Annotated in this window: 18 protein-coding genes; 9 read left to right on the top strand and 9 right to left on the bottom strand. The window is 70.2% G+C overall.

Annotated elements, in window-relative coordinates; translation table 11 throughout:
* Positions 1-106 precede the first annotated feature (106 nt).
* From OHA21_RS32120 to OHA21_RS32130, 3 genes are read left to right on the top strand one after another with little or no spacing between them, the layout of a single operon-like run.
* A complete protein-coding gene (locus OHA21_RS32120; RefSeq protein WP_328461295.1) occupies positions 107-2,029 on the top strand; it encodes an SCO2524 family protein in 1,923 nt (640 codons plus the stop codon).
* Positions 2,029-2,946, top strand: coding sequence for an SCO2523 family variant P-loop protein (locus OHA21_RS32125; protein ID WP_328461297.1), 918 nt, complete (start codon positions 2,029-2,031; stop codon positions 2,944-2,946). Before OHA21_RS32120 ends, OHA21_RS32125 begins: the two co-directional genes overlap by 1 nt.
* Complete coding sequence (locus OHA21_RS32130; protein ID WP_328461299.1) at positions 2,943-3,920, top strand: SCO2522 family protein; 978 nt, start codon at positions 2,943-2,945, stop codon at positions 3,918-3,920. The genes OHA21_RS32125 and OHA21_RS32130 overlap by 4 nt, the downstream gene beginning before the upstream one ends.
* Here the strand turns inward: OHA21_RS32130 and OHA21_RS32135 are convergent.
* Positions 3,889-8,016: a HEAT repeat domain-containing protein gene (locus tag OHA21_RS32135; RefSeq protein WP_328461301.1), complete on the bottom strand. Its 4,128-nt coding sequence runs from the start codon at positions 8,014-8,016 to the stop codon at positions 3,889-3,891. The genes OHA21_RS32130 and OHA21_RS32135 overlap by 32 nt on opposite strands.
* A gap of 103 nt (positions 8,017-8,119) precedes the next feature.
* Entirely contained in the window at positions 8,120-9,085 is a 966-nt protein-coding gene (locus OHA21_RS32140; RefSeq protein WP_328461303.1) for an FAD-dependent oxidoreductase, read from the bottom strand.
* A 183-nt stretch (positions 9,086-9,268) separates the two neighbouring features.
* Between OHA21_RS32140 and OHA21_RS32145 the strand changes: the two genes are divergently transcribed.
* On the top strand, positions 9,269-10,231 hold the full coding sequence (locus OHA21_RS32145; protein ID WP_328461305.1) for an SCO2521 family protein: 963 nt from the start codon (positions 9,269-9,271) through the stop codon (positions 10,229-10,231).
* On the opposite strand, the gene OHA21_RS32150 is transcribed toward OHA21_RS32145, so the two are convergent.
* The 3 genes from OHA21_RS32150 to OHA21_RS32160 all read right to left on the bottom strand — a co-directional run bounded on the left by OHA21_RS32150 (position 10,212) and on the right by OHA21_RS32160 (position 13,516).
* Positions 10,212-10,679 (bottom strand): hypothetical protein, encoded by a 468-nt coding sequence (locus OHA21_RS32150; protein WP_328461307.1) that lies wholly within the window; start codon positions 10,677-10,679, stop codon positions 10,212-10,214. The genes OHA21_RS32145 and OHA21_RS32150 overlap by 20 nt on opposite strands.
* 16 nt (positions 10,680-10,695) lie before the next feature.
* Positions 10,696-12,489 carry an NAD-binding protein gene (locus OHA21_RS32155; RefSeq protein ID WP_328461309.1) on the bottom strand — a complete coding sequence of 598 codons (1,794 nt, stop codon included), beginning with the start codon at positions 12,487-12,489 and terminating at the stop codon, positions 10,696-10,698.
* A gap of 79 nt (positions 12,490-12,568) precedes the next feature.
* On the bottom strand, positions 12,569-13,516 hold the full coding sequence (locus OHA21_RS32160) for a threonine ammonia-lyase (RefSeq protein WP_328461311.1): 948 nt from the start codon (positions 13,514-13,516) through the stop codon (positions 12,569-12,571).
* 84 nt (positions 13,517-13,600) lie between these two features.
* Between OHA21_RS32160 and OHA21_RS32165 the strand changes: the two genes are divergently transcribed.
* Positions 13,601-14,488, top strand: a complete 888-nt coding sequence (locus OHA21_RS32165) for a LysR family transcriptional regulator (RefSeq protein WP_328461313.1) — start codon at positions 13,601-13,603, stop codon at positions 14,486-14,488.
* Positions 14,489-14,699: 211 nt separating this feature from the next.
* Here the strand turns inward: OHA21_RS32165 and miaB are convergent, their stop codons facing one another.
* Entirely contained in the window at positions 14,700-16,184 is a 1,485-nt protein-coding gene (gene miaB, locus OHA21_RS32170; protein ID WP_328461315.1) for a tRNA (N6-isopentenyl adenosine(37)-C2)-methylthiotransferase MiaB, read from the bottom strand.
* Positions 16,185-16,205: 21 nt separating this feature from the next.
* Complete coding sequence (locus OHA21_RS32175) at positions 16,206-16,634, bottom strand: hypothetical protein (RefSeq protein WP_328461317.1); 429 nt, start codon at positions 16,632-16,634, stop codon at positions 16,206-16,208.
* Between the two features lie 136 nt (positions 16,635-16,770).
* Here OHA21_RS32175 and OHA21_RS32180 point away from each other — a divergent pair, with 136 nt between their 5' ends.
* From OHA21_RS32180 to OHA21_RS32195, 4 genes are all read left to right on the top strand, one after another.
* Positions 16,771-17,514: an amino acid ABC transporter ATP-binding protein gene (locus OHA21_RS32180; RefSeq protein ID WP_328461319.1), complete on the top strand. Its 744-nt coding sequence runs from the start codon at positions 16,771-16,773 to the stop codon at positions 17,512-17,514.
* A gap of 29 nt (positions 17,515-17,543) precedes the next feature.
* Positions 17,544-18,407 (top strand): glutamate ABC transporter substrate-binding protein, encoded by an 864-nt coding sequence (locus tag OHA21_RS32185; protein ID WP_328461321.1) that lies wholly within the window; start codon positions 17,544-17,546, stop codon positions 18,405-18,407.
* A gap of 64 nt (positions 18,408-18,471) precedes the next feature.
* Positions 18,472-19,137: an amino acid ABC transporter permease gene (locus tag OHA21_RS32190; protein ID WP_328461323.1), complete on the top strand. Its 666-nt coding sequence runs from the start codon at positions 18,472-18,474 to the stop codon at positions 19,135-19,137.
* Positions 19,134-20,012, top strand: a complete 879-nt coding sequence (locus OHA21_RS32195) for an amino acid ABC transporter permease (RefSeq protein ID WP_328461325.1) — start codon at positions 19,134-19,136, stop codon at positions 20,010-20,012. Before OHA21_RS32190 ends, OHA21_RS32195 begins: the two co-directional genes overlap by 4 nt.
* Before the next feature lie 7 nt (positions 20,013-20,019).
* On the opposite strand, the gene rny is transcribed toward OHA21_RS32195, so the two are convergent.
* Both rny and OHA21_RS32205 read right to left on the bottom strand, forming a co-directional pair.
* Positions 20,020-21,744: a ribonuclease Y gene (gene rny / locus OHA21_RS32200; RefSeq protein WP_328461327.1), complete on the bottom strand. Its 1,725-nt coding sequence runs from the start codon at positions 21,742-21,744 to the stop codon at positions 20,020-20,022.
* Between the two features lie 2,387 nt (positions 21,745-24,131).
* Positions 24,132-24,833 (bottom strand): regulatory protein RecX, encoded by a 702-nt coding sequence (locus OHA21_RS32205; protein ID WP_328461329.1) that lies wholly within the window; start codon positions 24,831-24,833, stop codon positions 24,132-24,134.
* Positions 24,834-24,841: the final 8 nt, after the last annotated feature.

Raw genomic sequence — 24,841 nt, forward strand, 5'->3', positions numbered from 1 at the left:
TCCGGCTTCGCGGCACGCCGGGCGGCCGAGGCCCCCTCGGCGCAGCCGGTGAGCCGCGGGCATCTGTCGCCCTCGGGCCCGTCTGCGGAGATGGTGGTGTGCACCGGTGAGGATCGAACCGCGACAGCATCTGCTGGAGACCTGGAAAGCGACCGTGGAGAGCTCCTGGCGCGACGGTCGATGGCACTGGGGTGGCCGCGACGGATCCAACTCCATCAGTGACGCCGAGCAGCTGCTCTGCATCCTGCTGCCGGCGACCCAGGTCACGCCGTTCGCGCTGGACCGGCCGAACGCCACCGCCGACGCGATGGTCCGGGCGCTGCGGCCGCTCGGCGACGAGACGACCATCCCGATCAACCTGGTCCGCATCGCGACGGAGTATTTCACTCGGTACATCGACGAGAAGGACGGCAACCGCCCGATCTTCTCCGGTGGGAGCTACTACAAGACCCACAAGGGCGCCGAGCTGGCCAAGGAGCAGCTGGGCCGGGACATCGTGGACTCGTTCGCGATCTCGGTGACGCTGTCGCTGGCGACCATCGGTTTCGTCCGCATCTTCCGGCAGTCCGTCACCCGGCAGGACCTGCGCCGCGAGCTGCGAGAGCTGGAGACTCTGGCCAGCACCCGGCTCACCGCGGCCATGGTCGGTCTGCTGCGCAGCTTCTCCACGCACGTCTTCGACGCGGACGAGGAAGCCGGGCAGATCCTGCTCCAGACCATCAACAAGAGCCAGGCGCCGTCCAAGGCCGTGGTCAGCCAGTTCCGGACGGCGTTGCAGGAGACCATCGCGTCGTTCGGCGAGGTCCTGATCGGATCGGGCCAGACCCAGCGGCTGGTGGGCGCCAACACGCTCTTCGAGTGCGGCTGGTCGTGGGGCATCGTCCGGGAAGCCCCCGAGGTCATGCTGGAATACAAGCCGGCCAACCGGGGCAGCGAGCCGGGCACCGGGACCGAGGCGCCGGTCGGCATCCCGGCCGACGAGACCGAGGACATCGGCCCCCAGCCGAACGGCATCGCCGAGAACAAGCCGTACCTCTACTTCACCGTGGTGGCGGTCGACGCCATCGAGGACCTCTTCTCCGAACGGACCCGTGTCCTGGGTCTGCTCAACGAGGAGCAGCAGCGCCTGTCCCGTGCGCTGCAGCTGCGCTGGGATCTCACGCTCACCTACTGGGCGACCGTGGCGACGTTCAGCGGTGGTCCCACCTGGCCGCTCGAGGACCCACCCTGGCAGACCACCGACGGCCTGCGCAGTGAGTACTACAGCCTTCTGGTGACCTCGATCGTCGTGAAGGACCTGGTCCGGCGGCGCGGCGCGGACACCAGGCTCGCCCGGATCGGCGCCGTCCTCTCCGACCTGTCGAACGAGGGCCGGGTGACCCGGCAGTACCGCAAGGGTGACTCCGGGCTGCTGCTGCACAACCCCGGCCTGGAAGTCGTCCTGGAGGGCAGCGACACCGACTCACCGGACAAGACGAAGTCGATCTGGTACGTCGAGGAGTTCGCCTCCCTGCTGCTCCAGCGCGCCGTCGCCATCGCGGGCCTGCTGAACGACGTGGAGGAGCGCGCACGCCTGCTCCGCCTGGCGGACGGCGTCTGGGACCACCTGGCCCGCCGCCGGCTGACCGGCAAGAACCACCGGAGACTGTGGGACCAGCCGTCCAACGTGTTCGCCGAGCTGCCCGAGCACAAAGAGCCCTCGTGGTATTACACCGAGCGGGTGGTGGCCGGCCTCGTCAGCACGGCGAACCTGCTCAGCGAGGAGCCGATCGTCAACGACCGGCTCGTGATCCACGCCTTCGACCTGCTGTTCGAGGCCGAGCATCTGTACGACATGGAGCTCATGCGGGGCACCACCGACGCCAGCCTCGGCGTCGTGGACGTCCTCACCGAGATCCGGTCCAAGCTCGAACGGGCGCGGTCCATCGCCCGTACCCGGCCGGGAGCGGCGACCGCCCTGGTGAACTGGATCCTGTTGGAACTCGACGGCCTCGACGCCGTCCGCGGCAACGAAAGCACGGCGATCTGATGTTCGTCTTCGCCGCGTCCGACAAGGGCGGCACCGGCCGGTCGGTGACCAGCAGCAACCTGCTGTATCGCAGCGCGCTGCAGGGCAACGACGTCTGCTACCTGGACTTCGACTTCGGCTCCCCGACAGCGGGCGCCATCTTCGGCATTGAGAAGGCCGAGAACGGTACGCACAGCGGGTCCGGCCTCTACCGCTTCCTGCTGCAGGAGGTGGAGGAACCGGAGCGCATCGACATCTGGACGTCGACCGACCGGCGCGCGATCAGCGACGGCCAGGCGAACACCGGCCGGCTGGTCCTGCTTCCGGGTGACGTCGGCAGCGGCGACTTCCCGAAGCGGACCGACCTCGAGGACCAGTGCCTCAACCTGTTCCTGCGGCTCAACGAGGAGTTCAGCCTCTGCATGGTCGATCTCAGCGCCGGGCGGAACCTGGCCGTCGAGATGGCCCTGAAGGTGACCGCCAGGCCGGAGATGCGCAACATCATGAGCCGCTGGCTGGTCTTCCACCGGTGGACCCGGCAGCACGTGGTGGCGGCCGGCGGTCTCGTCAACGGTCCCCGCGGCCTGCTCGCCAACGCCGAGGCGGCGGGCCACGACCGGCAGCAGTTCGCCAACAATCTTCGATACGTCCGGACCGCGGTGATCGACCCGACCCCGTCGACACACAGCGGCCTCACCGCCAAGCAGGACGTTTGGCTCACCGAGTGCAATCAGCGACTCACTCGGCTGGCGGGACAGCACCAAGTCGGCAAAAATCTGGTATTAGGGACCGTACCGCTCGATCCCATGTTGCAATGGCAGGAACAGTTGATCACTGACAAGGACGTGGTGGCCGGCGTCGCGAAGCAGGAGACGCGGAACGCCTTCGATTCGTTGGCGAGGCGCCTCGTCGACGACTCTGCCTGGGAGACCCTATGACGGTAGCCCCGCACCGCCCCCGTTCGGTCTACCGGGAGACGGCGGCCGAGCCAACCGCTCCCTCTGTGGGACTCTCACACGTCTCACTCGAGCTGGGCCACCTCTACATGGAGGATCTGCAGGCGGCGGAGAGCGAGAGCCGGCTCGCCGAGCACTTTCGGAGCGTCTCGCACTGGCTCGAGGCCATCAAGTCGATGGGTCGCTGGGGCATCAAGTCACCACGGGTCAGCACCTGCTTTCTGATCGACGACTACTTCAGCCGCCTCGACGAACCGGCAGTGATCATCAAGAAGGTGGTCGACGCCGCTGCCAAGAGCGGGGTGATCATCGACTACATCGCCCGCGAGTCGAGTTGCGCCGAGTTCGGGACGACCAAGCTGGCGCAGCAGGTCTTCAACTCGATCGTGCCGGAGGCCCTGCCCGGCGCCAACGGGAGCCGGCCCCCGCTCAAGGAGAGCGGCTGGCTGGCGAACGGCCGCCGGTCCTTCGACCCCGCGGTCGCGCCGGCCATGGCGGGCGAGACGTGGCGCAGCCCCGAGCAGACCGCCGCCAATCGGCACTCGATCTTCATGGACGTGCAGATCCGGGACAACCTGTGGTCGTGCTCCTTCCTCGCCGCGGTGTGGCAGCTCCTGCGCCTGGGCCTGCTCCGGCCGGAGGAGAAGCAGCTCACCAAGCCGGTGAGGCTGGCCGGTGACTATCCGACCGACTGGTCCGATCTGCCCCCGGTGATCAAGCTGACCAACACCAACAACCCGTTCTGCGCATACCGGAGTTTCTCCATCCTCCCGACCCGCTTCATGGAGGTCGAGATGGCTGCGCGCACGGTTCTGCACCAGGTCGGGCTCGATCCGCTGATCATGGAAGACCTCAACGACCGGGCCGCCGACGAGGGGATCAAGCTGCCGCCCGAGATCCTCGACCGCATCGATTACGCCTTCATCAACGACTGGTCTCCCGCCACCGGCCGCTGAGGCGCAACAGGTTGGCCGCGGTGCTGCTGACGGCGAAGTCGTCGTCATGGGTGCAGTAGGACAGGACCTCCTGCACGTCGTCGAGGTGCGCGACCGGCTCCAGGGTCTCCACCGCTGCGCGCCGCACCTCGTGCTGCTCGGCGGCCCGGGCCAGCACCAGCACCTCCGTGCGGACCGCGTCGTCGGTGAGCCAGCCGGCCAGCGCCCGGATCACCACCTGCCGGATCGCCGGTTCGCTGTCGGCGAGCCGGGCCAGCAGGTCGTCCCGCAGCTCCTCCTGTGGGAGCGCCGCGGCCGCGCCCGCCGCCGCGGCGACCACGGCCGGGTCTGCGTCGTACCGGACCCGGTCGCGGAAGACCTCGGCGGCGGTCTTCGGGTCGGCGCCGGTGCCGAGCAGTTCCACCGCGACCGCGCGGATCTCCGGTTTCGGGTCTCTGGTGGCCCGGTCCGCGATCACGTTCCACAACGGGGCGGCGTTGGCGGTGTCGCCCACCGCAGCGGCCGCCGCGGCGGCGAAGACCTCACCCACGCTGTCGTGGGAGAGCCGGTCCAGCAGCACCGCGGCGAGGTCGACCCCGGACGGGCAGAACCCGATCAGCACCTGGAGCGCGGCCAGCCGGATCTGCGGATGATGCCCGTCGCCGGTGAGCAGCACCAGCTCGCCGCCGGACGGCGGGTCCAGGGGCCGGCCGCAGAGACCGCGCAGGGCGGCCGCGCGGATCTCGGTGTCCCGATCGTTCACCGCGGCCCGGATCAGCGCCTGTGTCGCGGACTCGCTGCGATCCGCGGCGAGCAGTTCGACGGCGGCGCGCCGGACCGGCGGGGTCGGGTCCTTACCGGCGAGGCGGATCAGCAGATCCTGGCGGGCCGGAGTCTCGGGCAGATCCGTCAGCCCCTGCACCGCGGCCAGCCGAACAGACGGCTCGTCGTCGCCCGCCGCGGCCGTCAGGGTGGCCTCCAGGCGGGGGTAGGAGCGGTAGGAGCCGCTCAGCGTACGCACCACGGCGCGCCGCATCACCTCGTCCGGCTCGGTGACCAGGCGGGTCACCAGCGCCTCCCATGACCGGTCCCGCGGCCGTTGACCACGGGCGGCCAGGGCGACTGCCGCGTCCCGGACCACGAGCCCGTCCACGTCCTCGCGGATCCGCTCGATCAGGGCGCCTTCCGGGCCGCTGCGGCCGAGCAGCCCGACCGCGGTGCGGCGGACCCCGGCGGACTCACCGGTACGCAAACGGGTCAGCAGCAGCTCGCGAGCCTCCCCGTCGGTGTCGGCCCGGGGCAGCAGCACCGCGGCGGCCGCTTCCACGACCTCCGGCGCCGGGTCGCGGCGGCAGGCGTCCATCAGCGCCTCCCTCACCCGGCCGGAGAGCTGCCCGCTGCGGGCCAGGATCCGGACCGCCCCGGCGCGCACGGCTGGATGATGGTCGTCGCGCCGGGAGGTCAGCAGGATCTCCTCGACCTCCGGCTCACCGCTCAGGCGCTCACCGAGAATCTGTACGGCCGCCAGCCGAACCGTCGAGAATGCGTCCTCACCCGCCGCCTCGAAGAGCACGTCCCGCGCCTCGGTGTAGACCGCGACCAGGGGCGCCAGCGCCTGAACCGCGGCGAGGCGGACGACCGCCGGCCCGGTGTGTGCCACCCTCAGCAGCGGCTCCAGCGCGGCCCGGCCCTGCTCGGTGGCCTCGTGCCGGACCGCCTGCTGCGCCAGCTCGCCCAGGCCGGCCACCGCGGCGCAGACGATCCGGACGTCGGCGTCGGCGAGCTGGGACTCGAATTTCGCCTTCAGCCGCTCCCCCGGCTGCGCGAGGATCGCCGCGAGCCGGGCCGCCGAGACCGCGGCCGGGTTGCCGACGATCCGCACGCCCTCCCGTAGGTACCACCCCAGGTAGGTCTCGCCGTCCGGCCAGCTCGAACCGACCGCCTCGACGGCCGGGATCAGCTCGTCGACCAGCAGGTCCGCGTACGCCGAACCGGGCTCAGACGGTGTCGCCGCGCAGTGTTCCAGAACCAGGCCGACCTGCCGCAACACCAGACCGGCGGCATGCCCGGCGCCCCCGATCGGATGAATCCCGGCCAGGCACTGCACGGCCAGCGCCACGTTCCACGGTGGGTCGGCCGGCGGATCCCGGTGCCAGTCCGGGTTGATCTCGGTGACGAGCAGCTCGACGAGATCGGCCGCCAGCGGCACCCGCAGCTGGCCGGCGACCAGCCGCAGCGTCTCCCGCCAGCCCGGGTCCGCCCACCGCTCCCGGAACAGGGTCCGGATCTCCTCGAACGAGGACTCGTGCCGCTTGAAGCGCTCGACGATCGCCCACGCGCAGTAGAACTCCAAAAAGGTCCGGTGCACGAAGCGGTAGTCGGCGTGACCGGCGCGGCCCAGCACGAAGCTGCGCGTCTGCAACTGCTCGATGGCCTGCTTGGCGGACGCCTTCGCCTCCGCCCAGTTCGACCCCTGCTGCTCCAGGTGCCGGGCGAAGATCTGCCGGAGCTGGTCGCCGCCGACGTCGTCGCCGTGCGGTCCGAGCCGGCCGGACATCATGTCGAAGGCCAGCGAGCGGAGCAGCTTGTGCTTCTCCTCGGCGTCGAGGAACTGCGAGGTGGTCGGGGTGTCCACCAGCCGGCTGTCGTCCCAGCTGTCCACCAATGTCTCGGCGGCCTTGCGGTAGAGCCGCCACCGCTGTTTCGGCAGCATGTGGTGCCGCCCGAGCACCGCGAGGATGCTGAGCAGCATCGGGTTTCCGGCCAGCTCGGTGAGCTCCGGCGAGCGGCGGATGGTGCTGAGAACCACCTCGCGCCGGGCCGCGGCGTCGGTCTCGGCCACCGCCTGGAACCAGCGGTTCATGAACTCTGCGGTCTGTTCCGGCGAGAACCGTTGCAGCGTGTGATGGGCGAAGCCGGCAGCGGCCAGAGCGGCCCGGTTGTACTCCGCGGGGCGGGTGGTCACCACGACCCGGGCGTTCGCGAAACTCTCGGCGAAAGCCGCGATCTGTCCGGCCGTCTCCTCGCGGACACGCCGGTCGATGATCTCGTCGAGACCGTCGAAGACCACCACCGCCGGGTCACCGCGGGCCAGATGCAGGTGCAGGCCGTCGGGCTCCTCCTGGTAGCCGTCGGAGGCCGCGCGATACGCCAGGTACTCCCGGAAGTTGCGGCACTGGCCGGCGGCGACGGCCCCCGCGTACGACCGGAGCTCGATCAGGATCGGCAGGTGATCGGCGAGGGTGGCCAGGCGCTCGTCGCCGTGCGCGCGGGCCAGAGCGAGCGCGAGGTGGCGGACGACCGCCGACTTGCCGGCACCGGCGTCGCCGATCAGCACCAGACGGTGCTGGTCGCGCCCGCAGATCACGTCGAAGACCGGCTGCCCGGGCCAGGACATCGGCAGCGCCGACCGGTCGAGGCGCTCCGAGTCGGCGCTCCCCCGCGGCGGACGGTCCAGCTCGGGGGGTTGTTCGGCACGCGCGCGCGGCTCCACGAACACGTCGAGCAACTGGGTGCCGAGGTACTCCTGCGGGTTCAGGTTGAGCAGGTCGAGCCCGCCGTACTGCTGGCGGAGGCGCTCGAAGTAGTGCTCGGTCGCCGCCGGGCTCAGGCCGGGCAGCACCGGGCCGGCCGAGGCCGGACCCTCCTCCTGGGCCTGCTCCTCCAGCAGTTTGTGGACCGCGCCGTAGACCAGCAGCGCGAGCTGACCGGGCGAGCTGAAGAAGTTGCACAGGTGCTCGGTCTGCAGCACCTTGCGCAGCGCGTCGACCTGCGCCGATCGCGGGCCCCGGTCGACGAACTTGACCGGCCACGGCGCCTCCGGGTCGAGCAGGAAGATGAGGCAGTCCTTGCCGCGGGCGACGGCGTGCTCGTACTCCAGGTGGGTGAAGGACTTCGACTGTTTGGGCGGCGTGTCCCCGTAGTTCCACGCGAAGATGCCGATGTAGATGTCGCACGACTCCACGTCGGCGAGGCAGCGCGCCAAGGGGGTACGGCTACCGGCGAAATACTTCTCCATCGTCCGGAACGACAGGCCGAAGAGCTCGAGCGCCTCACGGACCGCCTGGCGGCACTCCTTCAGATCCTCGAACGTGGCGGAGATGTAGGCCTCGGTCAAGCGCTTCTCCCCTCGCCGGAGTGCTCGCCACAGCCGGAGTGGGCAGCGGCAGAGCCGTCACGGCGATCACTCGGCGGCGCTCCCCGGCAGCGCTGCGTAGCGGTCAATATATCCGGGTCAGGCAAGCCTCCACCATGGACGCGACATCGCGTGCGCATCCCCAGGAGACGCTCACTCCACCGCCGCCGTGACCGTAGTTGTGCACCACGAGCTGATCGCCCAGGCCGGCCACCTCCAGCCGGATCCGGTCACGCACCGGCCGGTGTCCCTCCCGGACCGCGACCACCGGGGCGTTCCGCAGCCGCGGCTCGATCCGCGCGCACCGGGCCCGGATCCGCTGCACCGCCGTGGCCTGCGGAATCGCCGCCCAGTCCGGCGACTCGAGAGTGCTGCCCAGCACCACCGTGTCACGGTGCGGGATGATGTAGGTGAGTTCCGGACCCGTGCCCTCCTCGGCGAAGAAGGTGTCGATCCCCGGGTTGCCGACCACGACCACCACACCGCGGACCGGAATCAGCTCCGGATCCGCGGCCAGTTCGCGGGCGCCGGATCCGCTGCAATTGACGACGACCGGGGCCAGGTCTCTCAGTTCGTGCAGCGAGACGATCTCCCGCCGCTCCACCACCACGTCCGCGGCGCGCAGCTCGGCGAGCAGGTACTCCGAGTAGACCGGCATGTCCACCACCGCTGTGGTGTACCGCCAGGCGCTGCGATAACCCGGCCATCCGCTCTCGTCACAGCGCTGCAGGTCGCCGGTGAAGTCGAGCCAGGGATGCGGAACGGCGAAGTCCCGCGACACCTCGATGCCACGCACCATCGTCACCCCGGCGAGGCGCTTGGCCGCGAGCTCACGGAAGGCGGCAAGGCTCTGCCTCGCCCACCGCGCGGCATCCGGATGGCCGACCAGAAAGGGACCCCACATCGCTCCCGCCGCGCAGGAGCTGGTGTGCGGTGGCAGCCGATCCGCCACGACGCGCACCGACAACCCTCGCCGGGCCAGGCACAGGGCGCTCGTCAAACCGCAGACGCCCGCACCGACCACGATGGCATCGACGTTCGTGACAATCACACCCCGACACTAATGGCTTACTCCGCGGCGTCGCCACGCGCCGAAATTCCGGCGACCGGCCACACCTGAGACGAGCTGGGGTGATGAGCCTTTATCCTTCCGGCGCGAGCTAGGCACGCCGGTGTTTGCCCGGCCTCGATCCGGAGCGTCACGATGGACCCAGGAAAAGTCTGCGGAGGACCCATGTTGGCTTTCGGCGAGGTGCAGACCGGCCTTCTGCAGAACTCCGCCGCGCTCTCCCGGCGGGGCACCGAGCAGCTCATCGCCACCGCGGTGGACGAGCGGATCCGTACGGTGGAGCGCCCGATCGGGCACACGTCGGCGCAGGCCCGGCAGGAGGGTGTGGACTGTCTGCTGCCGGCCGTCTCGGGCCGGCAGACGCGGGGCGTCGGCACGGTGCTCACCCGGGTCGCGGTGGTCGGTGGGCACGTGATTCAGGGCTCCGCGTACGCGCAGGTCGCGCCGGCCCGCAACACAGTCCGGCTGCCGTGGTCGCACTATCTGGCCAACCCCGGCCAACTGGAGGCGATCGGCAAACTGGACTCGAAGGACGTCGCGCTCGGTGTGCTCAGCGGCGTACGGACTGGGAAGACGCTGGAGCTGGGCGCGTTCACCACGCGGGTGGTGGACCTGGTGCAACGGTCCCGGTTCGTCGACCACGCGCCTCCACTGCGCACGCCACGCGTACGGCTGAGGTGGACCGCCGTCCTGGACAAGAGCCTCGACGAGCCGGACAGCATCTTCACGCTCGTCTCCGACGAGTTGCGCACGATCGAACTCCGGGTGCCCACGCCGGACCTGAAGGCCGTGGTGGCGCTCTGCGAGGACCTCGCGCTGCACGACTGGCTGCTGACCACAGTGCTGTCCGTCCTGGACGCGACGCTCGCCCACGACCAGAGCCGGGCCGAACGGGTGATCCGGTTGCAGCCGCTCCTGGAGCATCTGCTGCACCTCTGGATGCCGGGCGCCCACGTGCCCGAGCAGCTCCTGCCGGTCTGGACGGCGCTGGACCAGCGCCCAGGGTTCACCCGGCAGTGGGAAGCCGCGGTGGCCCGCATCCGCGACCAGGTGACGGTCGAGACCCTCGACCTGTTGCAGGCGGCCGACGGCCGGGTCGCGCGGCCGGTCAGCCCACCGGGACGCTGACCAGCGGCATCCGCCGGGCGCCCGCGGGCCAGACCTGCACGACGGTCTTGCCCTGGGCACGGGCCCACTCGACCGTCTCGGCGGTGCCGCCCCGCCCGCCGGCCGGGTCGCCGTCCCAGACCGCGATCAGGATGTCGCTGCGGTCGACGACCTCGCGGCTTGCCGCTTCATACGCCGCCTCGGGCGGACCGGGCACCTCGAGCCGGGAGATCCGCCCGGCCTGGTGCAGCAGCCGGGCCGGCGCCGTGGCGGCACCGGGCAGCACCACGTCGAAGGTGCCGTGGCAGGCCCGGATCGCGCGGGCGAAGAGCTGGTCGGCGCCGTCGGCCAGACAGGTGATGCCGTGCACCCGCGGGAACCTCGCCAGATAGCGCACGAGCTCCCGGTAGATCAGCCGGCTGGACGCCGGGGTCAGGCGGATGTGCCCGGTGACTCCGATCGTCGTCATCCCAGTGCTCCCGCCGTCATCGGGCCGGATCGAAGACCCGGTCCACTCCAGTGTCCGTCAACCGCACCACCCGGAACCCGGCGTCGGCCAGGATGTGCGGAATCTCCAGCACCGCGGACCGGCATTTGGCACGTCCCTCCGGCCCCAGGTCGTCCCAGTCCACCAGATCCGGCGACCGACGGCGAGCCCTGTCCCGCTCCGTGCCATGGATCCACCCGTCGGCCCGGGCCGCCTGCACCCATCGCTCCTGCTCGCGCTGGGCGAGCACCTCGACCTCGACCGGCGTGAACCGGAAGTCGTCGGAAGTACCGTCGGCGGGCACCACGGCGCAGCCGACCATGTGCAGCTTGACCCCGATGTCGTCGGCCTGCCGGCGGTTCGACCTGCGCAGCTCCTCCTCCAGGTCCACCCACGGGCGCATCGCGGGAGTGCTGCCCAGCTTCTCGCCGCGGCGCAGGCAGCCCTCGACGAAACGCTCGTGTATCAACCGGCCCAGCCGCTCGGACAGGTCGTCCGCGATCAGGGCCGGATCGCAGCCGGCGGCCACCGCGGAGAAGAGCTTGACCCGGCCGTCGATCGGGTCGAGCAGCGGCTGCTCCCGGTGGTTGCGGCTGAACGCCTCGGTGATCGCGGCGAGCGCGTCCACCACCACGACGATGTCGCCGCTGACCCGGCTCCAGAGCCGGTGCTCGCTCAGGGCCAGCTCCAGCCCCTGCCGGTCGTCGGAGTAACACACGAAGGCCCGGTCGTAGCGGCCCAGGTCGCCCTCCTCCAGCAACTCGTGCAGGGAGGATTCGTACGGCACCGGGCGGCAGCCGTCCAGGATCACCTCGTGCCGGTGGGTGAGCTCGTCGAGGACCCGGCCGGCGTCGGTGGCCACGAAGTCGACGTCCACCCGCTGCTCCGGCTCGGCCCGGCGCAGCCGCCAGTGCCGGGCGATCTCCAGGAGCAGCACCTGCGCCAGCGACGAGTCACCGGCGACCAGCAGCCGTGGGACCTCGCCCGGGCGGACCGGGAGCGGCTGCTGGTCGAGCAGGACGTGGACCGCGAGCTGGTCGAGGTGGAAGAAGTCCAGGCGCTGTCCCGGCGTGTGCGGCACGCCCAGCCGCCGGGCCTGCAGGGTCAGCGCCCACTCCGGCTCGTGGATCTGTGCGTAGAGCGCGATGTCGTTGCGCGCGGCGGCCACCCGGGCGGCGGCCGCGGCGATCGCCAGGTTGGCGGCGCTGGTGTCCGCGCAGGCGTAGAGCACGGCGGCCCGGGCGACACCGGCGCCGCGCAGCACGTCCGGGTCGCGGCCGTCGCCCTGCACGCCGAGCAGGCTCCGGCGCCGCAGTTCCAGAGGACCGATCGGCTGGGTACGCACGACGACGACACGACGGCCGCTCAGATGCAGCCGGTGCGCGAGGGTCCGCGCGACCGAGGTGTCCCCGCAGACCACCACGTGCCCGCTCGAACGCCGGGCCCGCAGCCGGCGCAACTCCGAGGAGAGCAGCAACCGGGCCGCCTCGACGACCGCGTACAGCGTCACGATCGGCGCCGCGAACCGGGCGATCTGCAGGGCCAGCGGGAAGTCGGTGCCACCCTCCAGCGGATCGGCGCCGAGGACGAAGAGCTGCAGCGTGCCGTACATGAGGTTGAGCGGATGACGGGCGGCCGGCTCGGCTTTCGTCGCCAGGTACTGATCCAACCCGATGAAGCCGAGTATCAGCGCCAGGATGCCGATCAGCGCGAAGACCGCGCGGGTGGCGGTCACCGCGGTCTGGCTCTGCTCGTCCCGGAAGGACAACGGCGTTCGGGGGAAGTTGGCCATCGGTACCTCTCGGCAGCACGGCTGCGATGGTCCACAGTGTTACACGCGGTGGCCGTTCCGGCCACGCACCGTATCCCCCTCAGGGCAGGGTGGCCAATTCGGCAGGGTCAGCATTGCCTCCGGTGCACACGACGGCGATCCGGCGGCCGGTGAACACGGCCGGGTGGCTCAGGACGGCGGCCAGGGCGGTCGCGCCGGCGCCCTCGGCCAGCGTGTGGGCGGTGCGGGCCAGCACGCGCCGCGCCTCGGTGATCTGGTCGTCCGTGACCAGCAGGAAGTCGGCCAGCCGGGCCCGCATCAGGCGCTGCGGCAGGGCGAACCCGCGGCCGGTGGCCAGGCCGGCGACGGTGGTGCGGTTGGGGCGCTCGACGATCCGGCCGGCGCGCCAGGAGTCGTGGGCGGCGGGCGAGGCGGTGGACTGGACCGCGATCACGGCACAGTTCGGCGCCAGCTCGGCGGCGACCAGGCAGGCGGCCGCGGCGCCGGTGCCGCTGCCCACCGGGACGACGATCGCGTCCAGGTCCGGGTGGGCCTCGAGGATCTCCAGATAGAGAGTGCCGACGCCGGCCAGCAGTTCCGGGGTATCGCCGGGGCTGATCAGGAGTGCGCCGGTGTCGGCGGCGTGCTGGTGGGCGTACCGTTCGGCGGCCGCCAGCGAGTCTCCGGTCAGGATGGCCCGGGCGCCCCACGCCTCGACCGCCGCGGCCTTGGCCGGCGGCGTGCCGGCCGGCATGACCACCGTGCACTTCGCGCCGAAGACGTGCCCGGCGTAGGCGATCGACTGGGCGTGGTTGCCGGTGGAGTAGGTGACCGTGCCGCGAGCCCGGTCGGCGTCGTCCATGCCGGCCAGCAGGGTCAGCCCGCCACGCACCTTGAAGGCGCCGACCGGCTGAGTGTTCTCGTGCTTGACCAGCACGGACGCGCCGGCGGCGCGGTCCAGCAGCGGGTAGGACCAGATCGGGGTGGGCGGGAGATGCTGCTGCAGGAGGGTACGCGCGGCGCGCACCTCGGCGAGGCTCGGAGTCATGCACCGATCCTCGTGCGGAACCCTCCCATAGGTCCAATGTCAAAGATCTCGCTGACTCATAGACCGCATTGATAGATTGGCCCGATGCTCGACGTCACCCGGCTCACCGTCCTGGTCGCCGTCGCCCGGCACGGCTCGGTCACCGCCGCGGCCCGGGCCCTGCACTACGCGCAGCCCTCGGTCAGTCACCACCTGGCCCGGCTCGAGACCGAGACCGGGAGCCGCCTGCTGCAACGGGTGGGCCGGGGCGTGCGGCTCACCGAGGCCGGGCGGCTGCTCGCGGACCGGGCCGAGGAGATCCTGGGGCGGCTCGCCGCGGCCGAGACGGAACTGGCCGAGCTGACCGGGTTGCGCAGCGGCCGGGTGCGGTTGGCGGCGTTCCCGTCGGCGCTGGGCACGTTCGTGCCGGTCGCGGCGGCGGGGTTCGTGGCCGCGCATCCCGGGGTGGACCTGCGGTTCACCGAGGCCGAGCCGCCCGAGGCGCTCCGGCTGCTGCGCAACGGCGAGGTGGAGGTCGCCGTCGTCTTCGATCACCTCGACGGCGTGCCGGATCCCGGCGGTCTGCGGGTGGAACCGCTGTTCGACGAGCCGGCGCACCTGGTGGCGCCGGCCGGCTGGGCCGGTGACGGGCTCGCCGACCATCGGGACCGGCCGTGGATCGGTGGGTGCGAGCGGTGCCGGGCGCGGCTGTCGGCGGCGTGCGCGGCGGAGGGGTTCACTCCGGACATCCGGTTCATGACTGACGACTACGTCGCGGTTCAGGCGCTGGTCGCGGCCGGGATGGGGGTCACCACGCTGCCCGCGCTCGCGCTTGCCGCGCACCGGAATTCCCGGGTACGGGTCGCGCCGTTGCCCGGTCCGGGACGGCGGATCTCGGTCGCCGTGCTGGGCGAGCCGCCGGATCCGCCGGGCACCGCCGCGGTGCTCGACCACCTCCGGACCGCCGCTCGGAACCTGTCAGCCGGCCTGTAGAACGGCGTCCAGGACCACCTAGACCACCTACTCAGGCCCGGCGACGTCCGGCGTGGGCGAACCACCTGGACCACCTACCCAGGCCCGGCGTCCGGCGTGGGCGGACCACCTGGACCACCTACCCGGCCCGGCGGCCGCGCTGCGGCCCGGAGTGGGCTGATGGTCGCGGTGTAGGGCGGGTACCCGGGTAGCTCGTACCCCATCGGGGTTCTTAAAGGGCACAGCCTTCCGCGGGCGGCAGTGGGGCCGGGACGCCGATGCTGGGCAGGCCCAGGGAGACGCCCTTGAGTTTGGGGGTGAGGCCGGCTTCGGAGGCGTCGCCGGCGCGGGTGCGGCGGTGGCTCAGCGGGGCGCCGTCGGCGTTGAGGTGGTGCGGCGCGGCGTAGGTGACCACGGTCTCGATGATGTCGCCCGGGCGCGGCTTGCGGTCGCCGGTGGCGAAATGGACCAGGCGGCCGTCGCGGGCGCGGCCGCTCAGCCGGCCGGTGCGCTCGTCCTTGCGGCCCTCGCCGACCGCGACTAGGACCTCGACCTTCTCGCCGACCAGCTTCTTGTTCTCCGCCCAAGTGATCTCCTCGAGGGTGGCGATCAGGCGGTTGTAGCGATCCTGGACGACGGCCTTGGGGATCTGCTCCTCCATGGTGGCGGCCGGGGTGCCGGGACGCTTCGAGTACTGGAAGGTGAAGGCGCTGGAGAAGCGCGCCTGACGGACCACTTCGAGGGTCTGCTCGAAGTCCTCCTCGGTCTCACCCGGGAAGCCGACGATGATGTCGGTGGTGATCGCGGCGTCCGGCATGGCGGCCCGGACCTTCTCGATGATCCCCAGGTACTTCTCCTGGCGGTAGCTGCGGCGCATGGCCTTGAGCACCCGGTCGGAGCCGGACTGCAGCGGCATGTGCAGGGAGTGACACACATTCGGCGTCTCGGCCATCGCGGCGATCACGTCGTCGGTGAAGTCCTTCGGATGCGGGCTGGTGAACCGGACCCGCTCCAGGCCCTCCACCTCGCCGGTCGCGCGCAGCAGCTTGCCGAAGGCGAGCCGGTCGCCGAACTCGACGCCGTAGGAATTCACGTTCTGCCCGAGCAGGGTGACCTCGAGGACGCCCTCGGCGACCAGCGCGCGGACCTCGGCCAGGATGTCGCCGGGCCGGCGGTCCTTCTCCTTGCCGCGCAGGCTCGGGACGATGCAGAACGTGCACGTGTTGTTACAACCGACCGAGATCGAGACCCAGCCCGCGTACGTCGATTCGCGCTTGGTGGGCAGCGTGGAGGGGAAGACCTCGAGCGACTCGAGGATCTCGACCTGAGCCTCCTCGTTGTGCCGGGCGCGCTCGAGCATCGCCGGCAGCGAGCCGATGTTGTGGGTGCCGAAGACCACGTCGACCCAGGGCGCCTTCTTGACGATGTCGCCCTTGTCCTTCTGCGCGAGGCAACCGCCGACGGCGATCTGCATGCCCGGATTCTTCAGCTTCGTCGGGCGCAGGTGGCCGAGGTTGCCGTAGAGGCGGTTGTCCGCGTTCTCCCGGACCGCGCAGGTGTTGAAGACCACGACGTCCGCCGCGTCGGCATCAGCGGCGCGCACATAGCCGGCGTCCTCCATCAGGCCGGAGATCCGCTCGCTGTCGTGCACGTTCATCTGGCAGCCGTAGGTACGCACGTCGTACGTGCGGGGGGCGCCCTGCAATTCGGTAGTCATGGCAATTGACCAGGCTACCCGCTAGGCCGCGGCGGGCCGCTCCGGCGTCCGGCCACATCTGGGACCGCAGCCCTCGCCGGGATGCAGCAGGCGCCGCTCCGTGCCGTCATCACTCTCCCGTTCGGCGACGTGCACCGGCCGTAGTGTGCCGTCGGGCTCCGCCAGCACGTACCGCGAAGGGTCGAGCGTGTCGTCGGGCAGCAGGACCGCGGCACGCAGCCGGACCGCCACCGCGCTCGCGATGGTCTCCTCGGCGAGCTCGGACGGAGCGAGATAGACGTCGACAATTGTCGGGAAATCACCACGAACGTGGTAGACGTCGCAGAGCAGCCCACCGCCGGGGACCAGATCGTGCACAGGCTGCTCCAGCGCACCGGCCAACGCACCCCTCACCAGGTCGGGGTCGAGCCGCGCGGCCACACTCCAATTCCAGAGGCCGTCTGCCGCCATACCCACCATGTTTGTCCACCCCGTCCCGCCGAGACCTGCTGTGTTACCGCTCCGTGACCATTCTCGACACGATCCGATACTGACCGCCCCATAGGGTGTGTCCATTCGAGTGAACCGACGAGTGGATGGACCCGGGGTGGCAGACGAGGCTCTCATCGTCCTTGACAAGGTCAACAAGTGGTTCGGGCCACTGCACGTGCTGCAGGACGTGGACCTGTCTGTCGCGCGCGGCGAAGTCGTGGTCGTGATCGGACCCTCCGGATCCGGCAAGTCCACGCTGTGCCGCGCCATCAACCGGCTGGAGCCGATCGACTCCGGCACGATCACCTTCGACGGACAGCCACTGGCTGCGGAAGGCCGGGCCCTCGCCCGGCTGCGCAGCGAGGTCGGCATGGTCTTTCAGTCCTTCAACCTGTTCGCGCACAAGACCATCCTGCAGAACGTGATGCTGGGCCCGGTCAAGGTGCGCAAGGAGAAGCAGACGGTGGTCCGCGACCGCGCCATGGGGCTGCTCGAGCGGGTCGGCATCGCCAACCAGGCCGAGAAGTACCCGGCACAGCTCTCCGGCGGCCAGCAGCAGCGTGTGGCCATCGCCCGCGCGCTCGCCATGCAGCCGAAGGCCCTGCTCTTCGACGAGCCCACCAGTGCCCTCGACCCGGAGATGGTCGGCGAGGTGCTGGAGGTCATGACCTCGCTGGCCAAGGAGGGCATGACCATGGTGGTCGTCACCCATGAGATGGGCTTTGCCCGGCACGCGGCCAACCGTGTCGTATTTATGGCAGACGGACAACTGGTCGAACAGGCCGCGCCGGCCGAATTCTTCGCGAATCCGAAGAGCGATCGGGCGCGGGACTTCCTGTCCAAGATCCTCACGCACTGATCAAAACCCTGTTTCGAGGAGCGTTAAAAATGCGCATCACCCGACTGGCAGCGACCTTCGGCGCGCTGACCATGGCGCTGGCCGTGGCGGCATGCGGCGGCGGTGGCGACGATTCCGGCGGCAGCGGCAACACCGCGTCCGGCATCGTCGGCAAGGCCCAGAACGACAAGAAGCTGGTCATCGGCGTCAAGGCCGACCAGCCCGGCCTCGGCCTGCAGACCGGTAGCGAGTACACCGGTTTCGACGTCGAGATCGGCAAGATCATCGCCAAGGGCCTGGGCGTCGAGGAGAGCGGCATCGAGTGGAAGACCACGGTCTCCGCGAACCGCGAGCCCTACATCCAGCAGAACCAGGTCGACCTGGTCGTGGCGACGTACACGATCAACGACGAGCGCAAGCAGAAGGTCAACTTCGGCGGGCCGTACTTCGTGGCCGGCCAGGACCTGCTCGTCCCGACCGACTCGACGATCACCGGGCCGGAGTCGCTGGCCGGTAAGAAGGTCTGCTCGGTGAGCGGCTCGACGCCCGCCAAGCGGATCCAGACCGAGTACAAGGACGCGCAGCTGCAGCAGTTCGACTCGTACTCGAAATGTGTGACGGCGCTGGCCGGCGGTCAGGTCGACGCGGTCACCACCGACGACATCATCCTCGCCGGCTACGCCGCGCAGGATCAGTACGCGGGCAAGTTCAAGGTCGTCGGCAAGCCGTTCAGCGAGGAGCCGTACGGCATCGGGCTGGCCAAGGCCGACACCGAGGGCTGCAACAAGATCAACGAGATCCTGAAGACCGCGGCCACGGACGGCTCGTACAAGAAGGCCTGGGACGACACCCTCGGCAAGAGCGGCACGGCCGCGCCGGAGCTGGACGTCACCAAGCTCACCAACTGCTCCTGAACCGTCGTTCTCTGAGCGGAGCCGGGCACTCCCCGGCTCCGCTCACCTGTTGCCGAAGGTGACGATGGACATCTTCTCCGATCCGGCCTATCGGGCCGGATTCATCTGGATCATCGAGCTCACCGCCGCCTCCACGGTCGGCGCGCTGGTACTCGGCGTCCTGCTGGCGGCCATGCGGGTCTCGCCCGTTCCGGTGCTGCGCGGCTTCGGCGCGGCCTGGGTGAACGTGTTCCGGAACACGCCCCTGACCCTGATCATCTTCTTCTGCTACTTCGGTCTGTTCGCGGTCCTCGGCTTCGCGCCCTACCCGGACAGCATCGAGTGGAACAACTTCTGGCTCGGCGTGATCGGCCTGTCGGTCTACACCGCCGCGTTCGTGTGCGAGGCGATCCGGTCCGGCATCAACACGGTGCCGTCCGGTCAGGCCGAGGCCGCACGGGCGATCGGGATGTCGTTCTTCCAGACCCTGACGATCATCGTGCTGCCGCAGGCCGGACGTGCCGTGGTCGCGCCGCTCGGCAGCATCTTCATCGCGCTGTCCAAGAACTCCACGATCGTCGGCACGATCGGCGTGATGGAGTCCTCCAACGCGATGAAAGAGCTGATCAACGCGAACGGTGACCGGGTCATCCTGATCTTCCTGATCTTCGCCGGCACGTTCGCCGCCGTTCTGATCCCCACCGGCTACGCCTTCGGCTGGCTGGCCAACCGACTGGCGGTCAAGCGATGAGCAGCAACACGGACGCGGTGCTCTACGACCACCCTGGCCCCCGCGCCCGGATCCGCAACGGCGTCCTCACCGTGCTGTTCGGCGTCGTTCTGCTCGGGCTGGCGTACTGGATCTACCTGAAGTTCGACGAGAAGGGGCAGTGGGCCGCCGCCCTCTGGAAGCCGTTCACCGAGAGCTCGACGTGGACCGACTACATCCTCCCCGGCCTGTGGGGCACGCTCTCCGCAGCCGCGGTGGCCATGGTCCTATCGCTGGTCTTCGGTATCGCCTTCGCCGTCGGCCGGCTCTCCGACCACAAGTGGATCAGCTATCCGGCCGGGGCGGTGGTGGAGTTCTTCCGCGCCGTACCGTTGCTTCTGCTGATCTTCTTCATCTTCTTCGGCGTGCCGTTCCTCACCCTGCAGCCGATGTCGGTGTTCTGGGCGCTGGTCATCGCCCTCACGCTCTACAACGGGTCGGTGCTCGCGGAGGCCTTCCGGGCCGGCATCCGGGCGGTGCCGCGCGGGCAGAGCGAGGCCGGGTACGCGATCGGCATGCGCAAGAGCCAGGTGATGAAGGAGATCCTCGTCCCGCAGGCGGCGCGGGCCATGCTCCCGGTGATCGTCAGCCAGCTCGTGGTCCTGGTGAAGGACACCGCGCTCGGCTACATCATCTCCTACCCGGAGCTGCTGCAGTACGGCGTGAACAACGTCGCCGCGAACTTCGGCAACGTCATCCAGGCCGCGATCGTGGTCGCCGTGATCTTCATCGTGGTGAACTCGTCGCTGACCGCGCTTGCCGGCTGGCTGGAACGCCGGACCCGGCGCGGTGGGCGGGCACCCAAGGGGCCGCAGGCGCCGGCACCTACCGGTGAGGTCACCGCCGCCACCATCTGACGGGCTTCTACCGGGCCAGCTCCGTGACGCGGGACTCTCTGACGACCGTGACGCGGATCTGGCCCGGATAGGTCAGCTCCTCCTCGATCTGCTTCGCCACATCCCGGGCGAGCACGGCAGCGCCGATGTCGTCGATGTCGTCCGGTCGCACCATCACCCGGATCTCGCGGCCGGCCTGCATCGCGAAAACCTTCTCCACCCCGGTCTTGCCGCCGGCGATCTCCTCGATGCGTTCCAGGCGCTTGACGTACGCCTCCAGGCTCTCCCGCCGGGCACCCGGCCGGCCGCCGGAGCAGGCGTCCGCGGCCTGGGTCAGCACCGCCTCGATGGTCTGCGGCGGAACCTCGTTGTGATGCGCTTCGATAGCGTGCACCACGTCCTCGTGCTCACCGTACTTGCGGGCCAGATCGGCGCCGATCAGCGCGTGGCTGCCCTCCACCTCGTGGGTGAGCGCCTTGCCGATGTCGTGCAGGAACGCGGCCCGGCGCATCGTCGGCACGTCCAGGCCCAGCTCGGCGGCCATGATCCCGGCGATGTGCGCGGTCTCGACCAGGTGCTTCAGCACGTTCTGCCCGTAACTGGTGCGGTACCGCAGCCGGCCCAGCAACTTCACCAGCTCCGGGTGGATGTTCGTGATGCCGACGTCGACCAGCGCCTCCTCGGCGGCGCGGTCACAAAGCCGTTCCACCTCGTTCTTCGCGCTGTCGAAGACCTCCTCGATGCGGTGCGGGTGGATCCGGCCGTCCAGGACCAGTTTCTCCAGGGTCAGGCGGCCGACCTCCCGGCGTACCGGGTCGAAGCACGACAGCAGCACCGCCTCCGGGGTGTCGTCGATGATCAGGTTCACGCCGGTGGTGGACTCGAAGGCCCGGATGTTGCGGCCCTCCCGCCCGATGATCCGGCCCTTCATCTCGTCACTCGGCAGGTGCAGGACGCTGACCACGCTCTCCGCGGTCTGCTCGCTGGCGATCCGCTGAATCGCGTCGACCACGATGTGCCGGGCCCGGGTGTCCGCGGTGTTCTTCGCCTCGGTCTCGATGTCCCGGACCAGGATCGCCGCCTCCCGCTTCGCCTGACCCTCGATCGACTCGATCAGCTCACCCCGCGCCGTCTCGGCGCTCAGCCCGGCGATCCGCTCCAACTCGCGGCGCTTCACCTCTTCGGTCCTGGTGAGGTTGGTCTCCCGCTCGGCCAGGGCGGACTCTCTCTTCGTCAGCTCCGCCTCCAGGGTGCCGAGCCGGCGCTCCCGCTCCACGAGGCGCTCCACCTCTTCGGCGTGCAGGCGCTCCCGCTCGTCGATCCGGGCGGCCCGGCGCTCCACCTCGGCAGCCTGCTCCTTCACCGTGGCGTTGAGCAGCGCGATCTCCCGCTCACCGGAACGGCGGGCCGCAGCCCGGAGCTGCTCGGCGTCAGTCTCGGCCTGGCGGTGAGCGTGCTCGAGAATCGTGTCGGCCTCCTCGTGGGCGGCCTCCAGAACCCGGCGGGCCTCAGCACGGGCGGCGCTGGCCTCCGCCTTCGCAGCAGCAGTTTCTGCGCGTACGGAAGCGGCCTTCGCCTTCGCGTCCTCGACCTTCGCCTGCGCGTCACCGACCGCCTGCTCCTGCCGCTCCTGGGCATCCTGCCGGTCGGCGTTCAGATTGCGCAGCGCCCGCGCCCCGAAAACGATCCCGGCTATCACCGACACGGCGAGCACGATGGTCGCAACCACGAGCACCCAGACCAGGGGGGTCATCTCGCCGCGTCTCCCTTCGCCGCCGCGCGGTGTGCACGCGCGCGGCCTCATTGCGGGATGCCCGACCAAGGCAGATGACCGCAGGCGGCACCGAACCCGGGCTCACTCGCTCCGCTTCGGCTTCCCCGAGCTATCCAGTCTCCAGGCGGCTGTTCGGGCCGCCGGGGTGGGCTGCGTGGTTGCCTTTCCTGCAGGTCCGGCTGCTGCCTTTCGGCTGCGGCCGCCTTTCCTGCAAGCCTGGCTGCTGCCTTTCGGCTGCCGCTGCCTTTCCTGCAAGCCTGGCCGCTGCCTTCCGGCTGCCGCTGCCATCCCTGCAAGCCTGGCCGCTGCCTTCCGGCTGCCGCTGCCATCCCTGCAAGCCTGGCCGCTGCCTTCCGGCTGCCGCTGCCATCCCTGCAAGCCTGGCCGCTGCCTTCCGGCTGCCGCTGCCATCTCCTGCGGGTCTGGCTGCCGCGCTGCTGCCTTGTCTGCAGGCCTTGGCTGCCGCTGTCGGCTCGCCGTCTCCGCGGATCGGACCGCCGTTGCCTTCTTCGCGAATCGGGCTATCAGTGCCTTTCCGCAGATCAGGCTGCCTGATGGCTGCCTTTCTGTGGTTCGGGCTGCCGGTGAGGCTGCCGTTCTCGCGCGTCCGGCCGCCGCGGGTCGCCACCTTGTTGGCCGGCTCCCCTGGCTGCCCTTCCGCGGCTGGCCCTCCTTTCGCTCACACCGCGGGTTTCGCGTTGCGAGCGGCCGGATGGTCAGGGCCGCTGGAGGCTGACGAATACTCCGCCTGCGTTTCGCCCAGCTTCCCTGCTGTGGCCGCCGTACCGGATGATCGGGGTGTCGCACTCGCGGCTGTGAGGCCGTTCGCGGATAGCCTGATCAATCCGGTCAGGTCAGCCCTGGCACGGATCGCCTTCGTCGAGGTCGGTCGGTCACCGATGCCCGGGTCACCACCGCCATCGGAACCGCACACAGATCGCCATCTCTGGTTCACCATGCAGGGATCCGTGGTGGATCACCGGTCGGAGCCTCGCCCCGGTCGCCTGCGGAGCTTCGCCGCAGTCTGCCCGCGAGCCGGGAAGCATCGTTCTCCTCGGGTGCGGTATGAATACCCGAGGACTGCCTCCGGCCTGCGAACCGTCTGCTCGCTGCTCGGATCGGAGTTTGTGGAGTTGTGGGGTCGACCGCCGGTATGTCGCGCTGCCAGCCGCGCGGTCAGCGGCCGGCAGAGGCATCGCCTGAGAGAGCGAAACCAACCAAGTGATGCCGTAATGTAATGCGATCTATGTTGTGCCTGTTGCTTGCGATGGTCGAACAAACCTTGTGTAACGCGAGGCTAGGTCGCGAGCACCGCTTCGGTCAAGGACTCATGATTCGGCAGCGGATAGGACGTACGGCACAGACGTGCTTACGCCCAGCTCACGATCCCGCCCGGATATTTCCGGCGTACCGTACGATGACGCCTAGACCTCGGTACTCACCGGAACCATCGACTCCGATCTCCTTGCCCTCCGCAAAGGTGCCCGGGGACACACAGCGTGACGACACGGCCGAGATCCACCACGATGCCGCACGGACGCCGTGGGAGATCCTGCTGAAAGAGCACAAGAGGAAGGATCCTCACATCGGGACTATATCGGTGAGAGGCTTCCGATCGTTACCAATGGGCCGTGTCCGGCGGCCGGGTTTCGCTTTGGCCGGGCCGCCGGGTTTCGCTTCGGCCGGGCCGCCGGGTTCCGCTTCGGCCGGGCCGCCGGGTTTCGCTTCGGCCGGGCCGCCGGGTTCCGCTTCGGCCGGGCCGCCGGGTTCCGCTTCGGCCGGGCCGCCGGGTTCCGCTTCGGCCGGGCCGCCGGGTTTCGCTTCGGCCGGGCCGCCGGGTTTCGCTTCGGCCGGGCCGCCGGGTTTCGCTTCGGCCCGGCTCGCCGGGTTCCAGCTCGGCCCCAGGTTTCGCTTCGGCGGGCTCGCCGGGTTCCGGCTCAGCCCACCGGGTTTCGCTTCGCCTCAGCCCGCCCACCAAGTTTCGGCCCGGCCCGCGGGGTTCCGCCTCCGCCCCCAAATTTCGCTTCGCCTCGGCCCGCACACCGGGCTTCGGCCCGGCCCGCCGGGTTCCGCCTCAGCCCACCGGGTTTCGCTTCGCCTCAGCCCGTCCGTCGGGTTTCGCCTCGGCCTGCCTGCAGGTTTCGCTTTGTCCGCCAGGCTGGCCTCCGGGTTCAGCAGGAACCGCCAGCTGGCCGGGCCTCGCTTCGCCCGCCTGCCGGGGCCGACCCGGTGATCTCATCTCCGCTCTTCGCCGGCCGAAGCGCTCGGCCTTGACGCCCAGCCGCTGAGCCGGAGCGAGCGCGCCTCGGCCGGTTGGCGCTGTCGCCGGGATCAGCCTTCGACAGCCCGACCATCGACGGCGCGTTTCAGAGCGTGGAGTCGCCGGCCTGGTCCGCCAGAGCATCCTCGTCGATGGCGTCGGCGAACTCGGCCGCCTCCGCATCGCGTGCGGCCAGCGCCTCCTTGACCGCACGGATCGCCACTCCGGCGGAGTAGCCCTTGCGCGCCAGCATGGCGACGAGACGGCGGAACACCGCCTCCGGCGTACCGCTCGCGGTGCGCAGCTTGCGATCCACCAGCGCGCGGGCGGCAGCAGCCTCAGACTCGTCGTCAAGGGACTCCAGCGCCTCGCCGGCGACCTCCGGATCCACACCGCGCTGGCGCAACTCGTTGGCGAGCGCCCGCCGGGCCAGCCCTCGACCGTGGTGCCGGCTGGACACCCACGCCCGGGCGAACGCCGCGTCGTCGATGATGCCGACCTCGTCATACCGATCGAGGACCTCGGCGATCACCTCTTCGGAGATCTCCTTCCGGGCCAGCACCTTCGCCAGCTCAGCGCGCGTCCTCGGACGAACAGCGAGCTGGCGGAGACAGATCTCACGGGCGCGCTCGGACTCGCTCTGCGGCGGCTGTCTCTCAGCAGCCGGCGAGTCCTCCCCGTCACCTGATGATCGTCGGCGGCCCGCCGCCCCGGAACGCCGGCGAGAACCCTCGGCTTCGCCGGCGTCGGCCCGGGGCGGGATGGCATCCCATCCCCGCCCGGACCGTGCACCTCGTCTTCCGGCCATCACGGCCT

This window comes from Actinoplanes sp. NBC_00393, assembly GCF_036053395.1.
Lineage (GTDB): Bacteria > Actinomycetota > Actinomycetes > Mycobacteriales > Micromonosporaceae > Actinoplanes.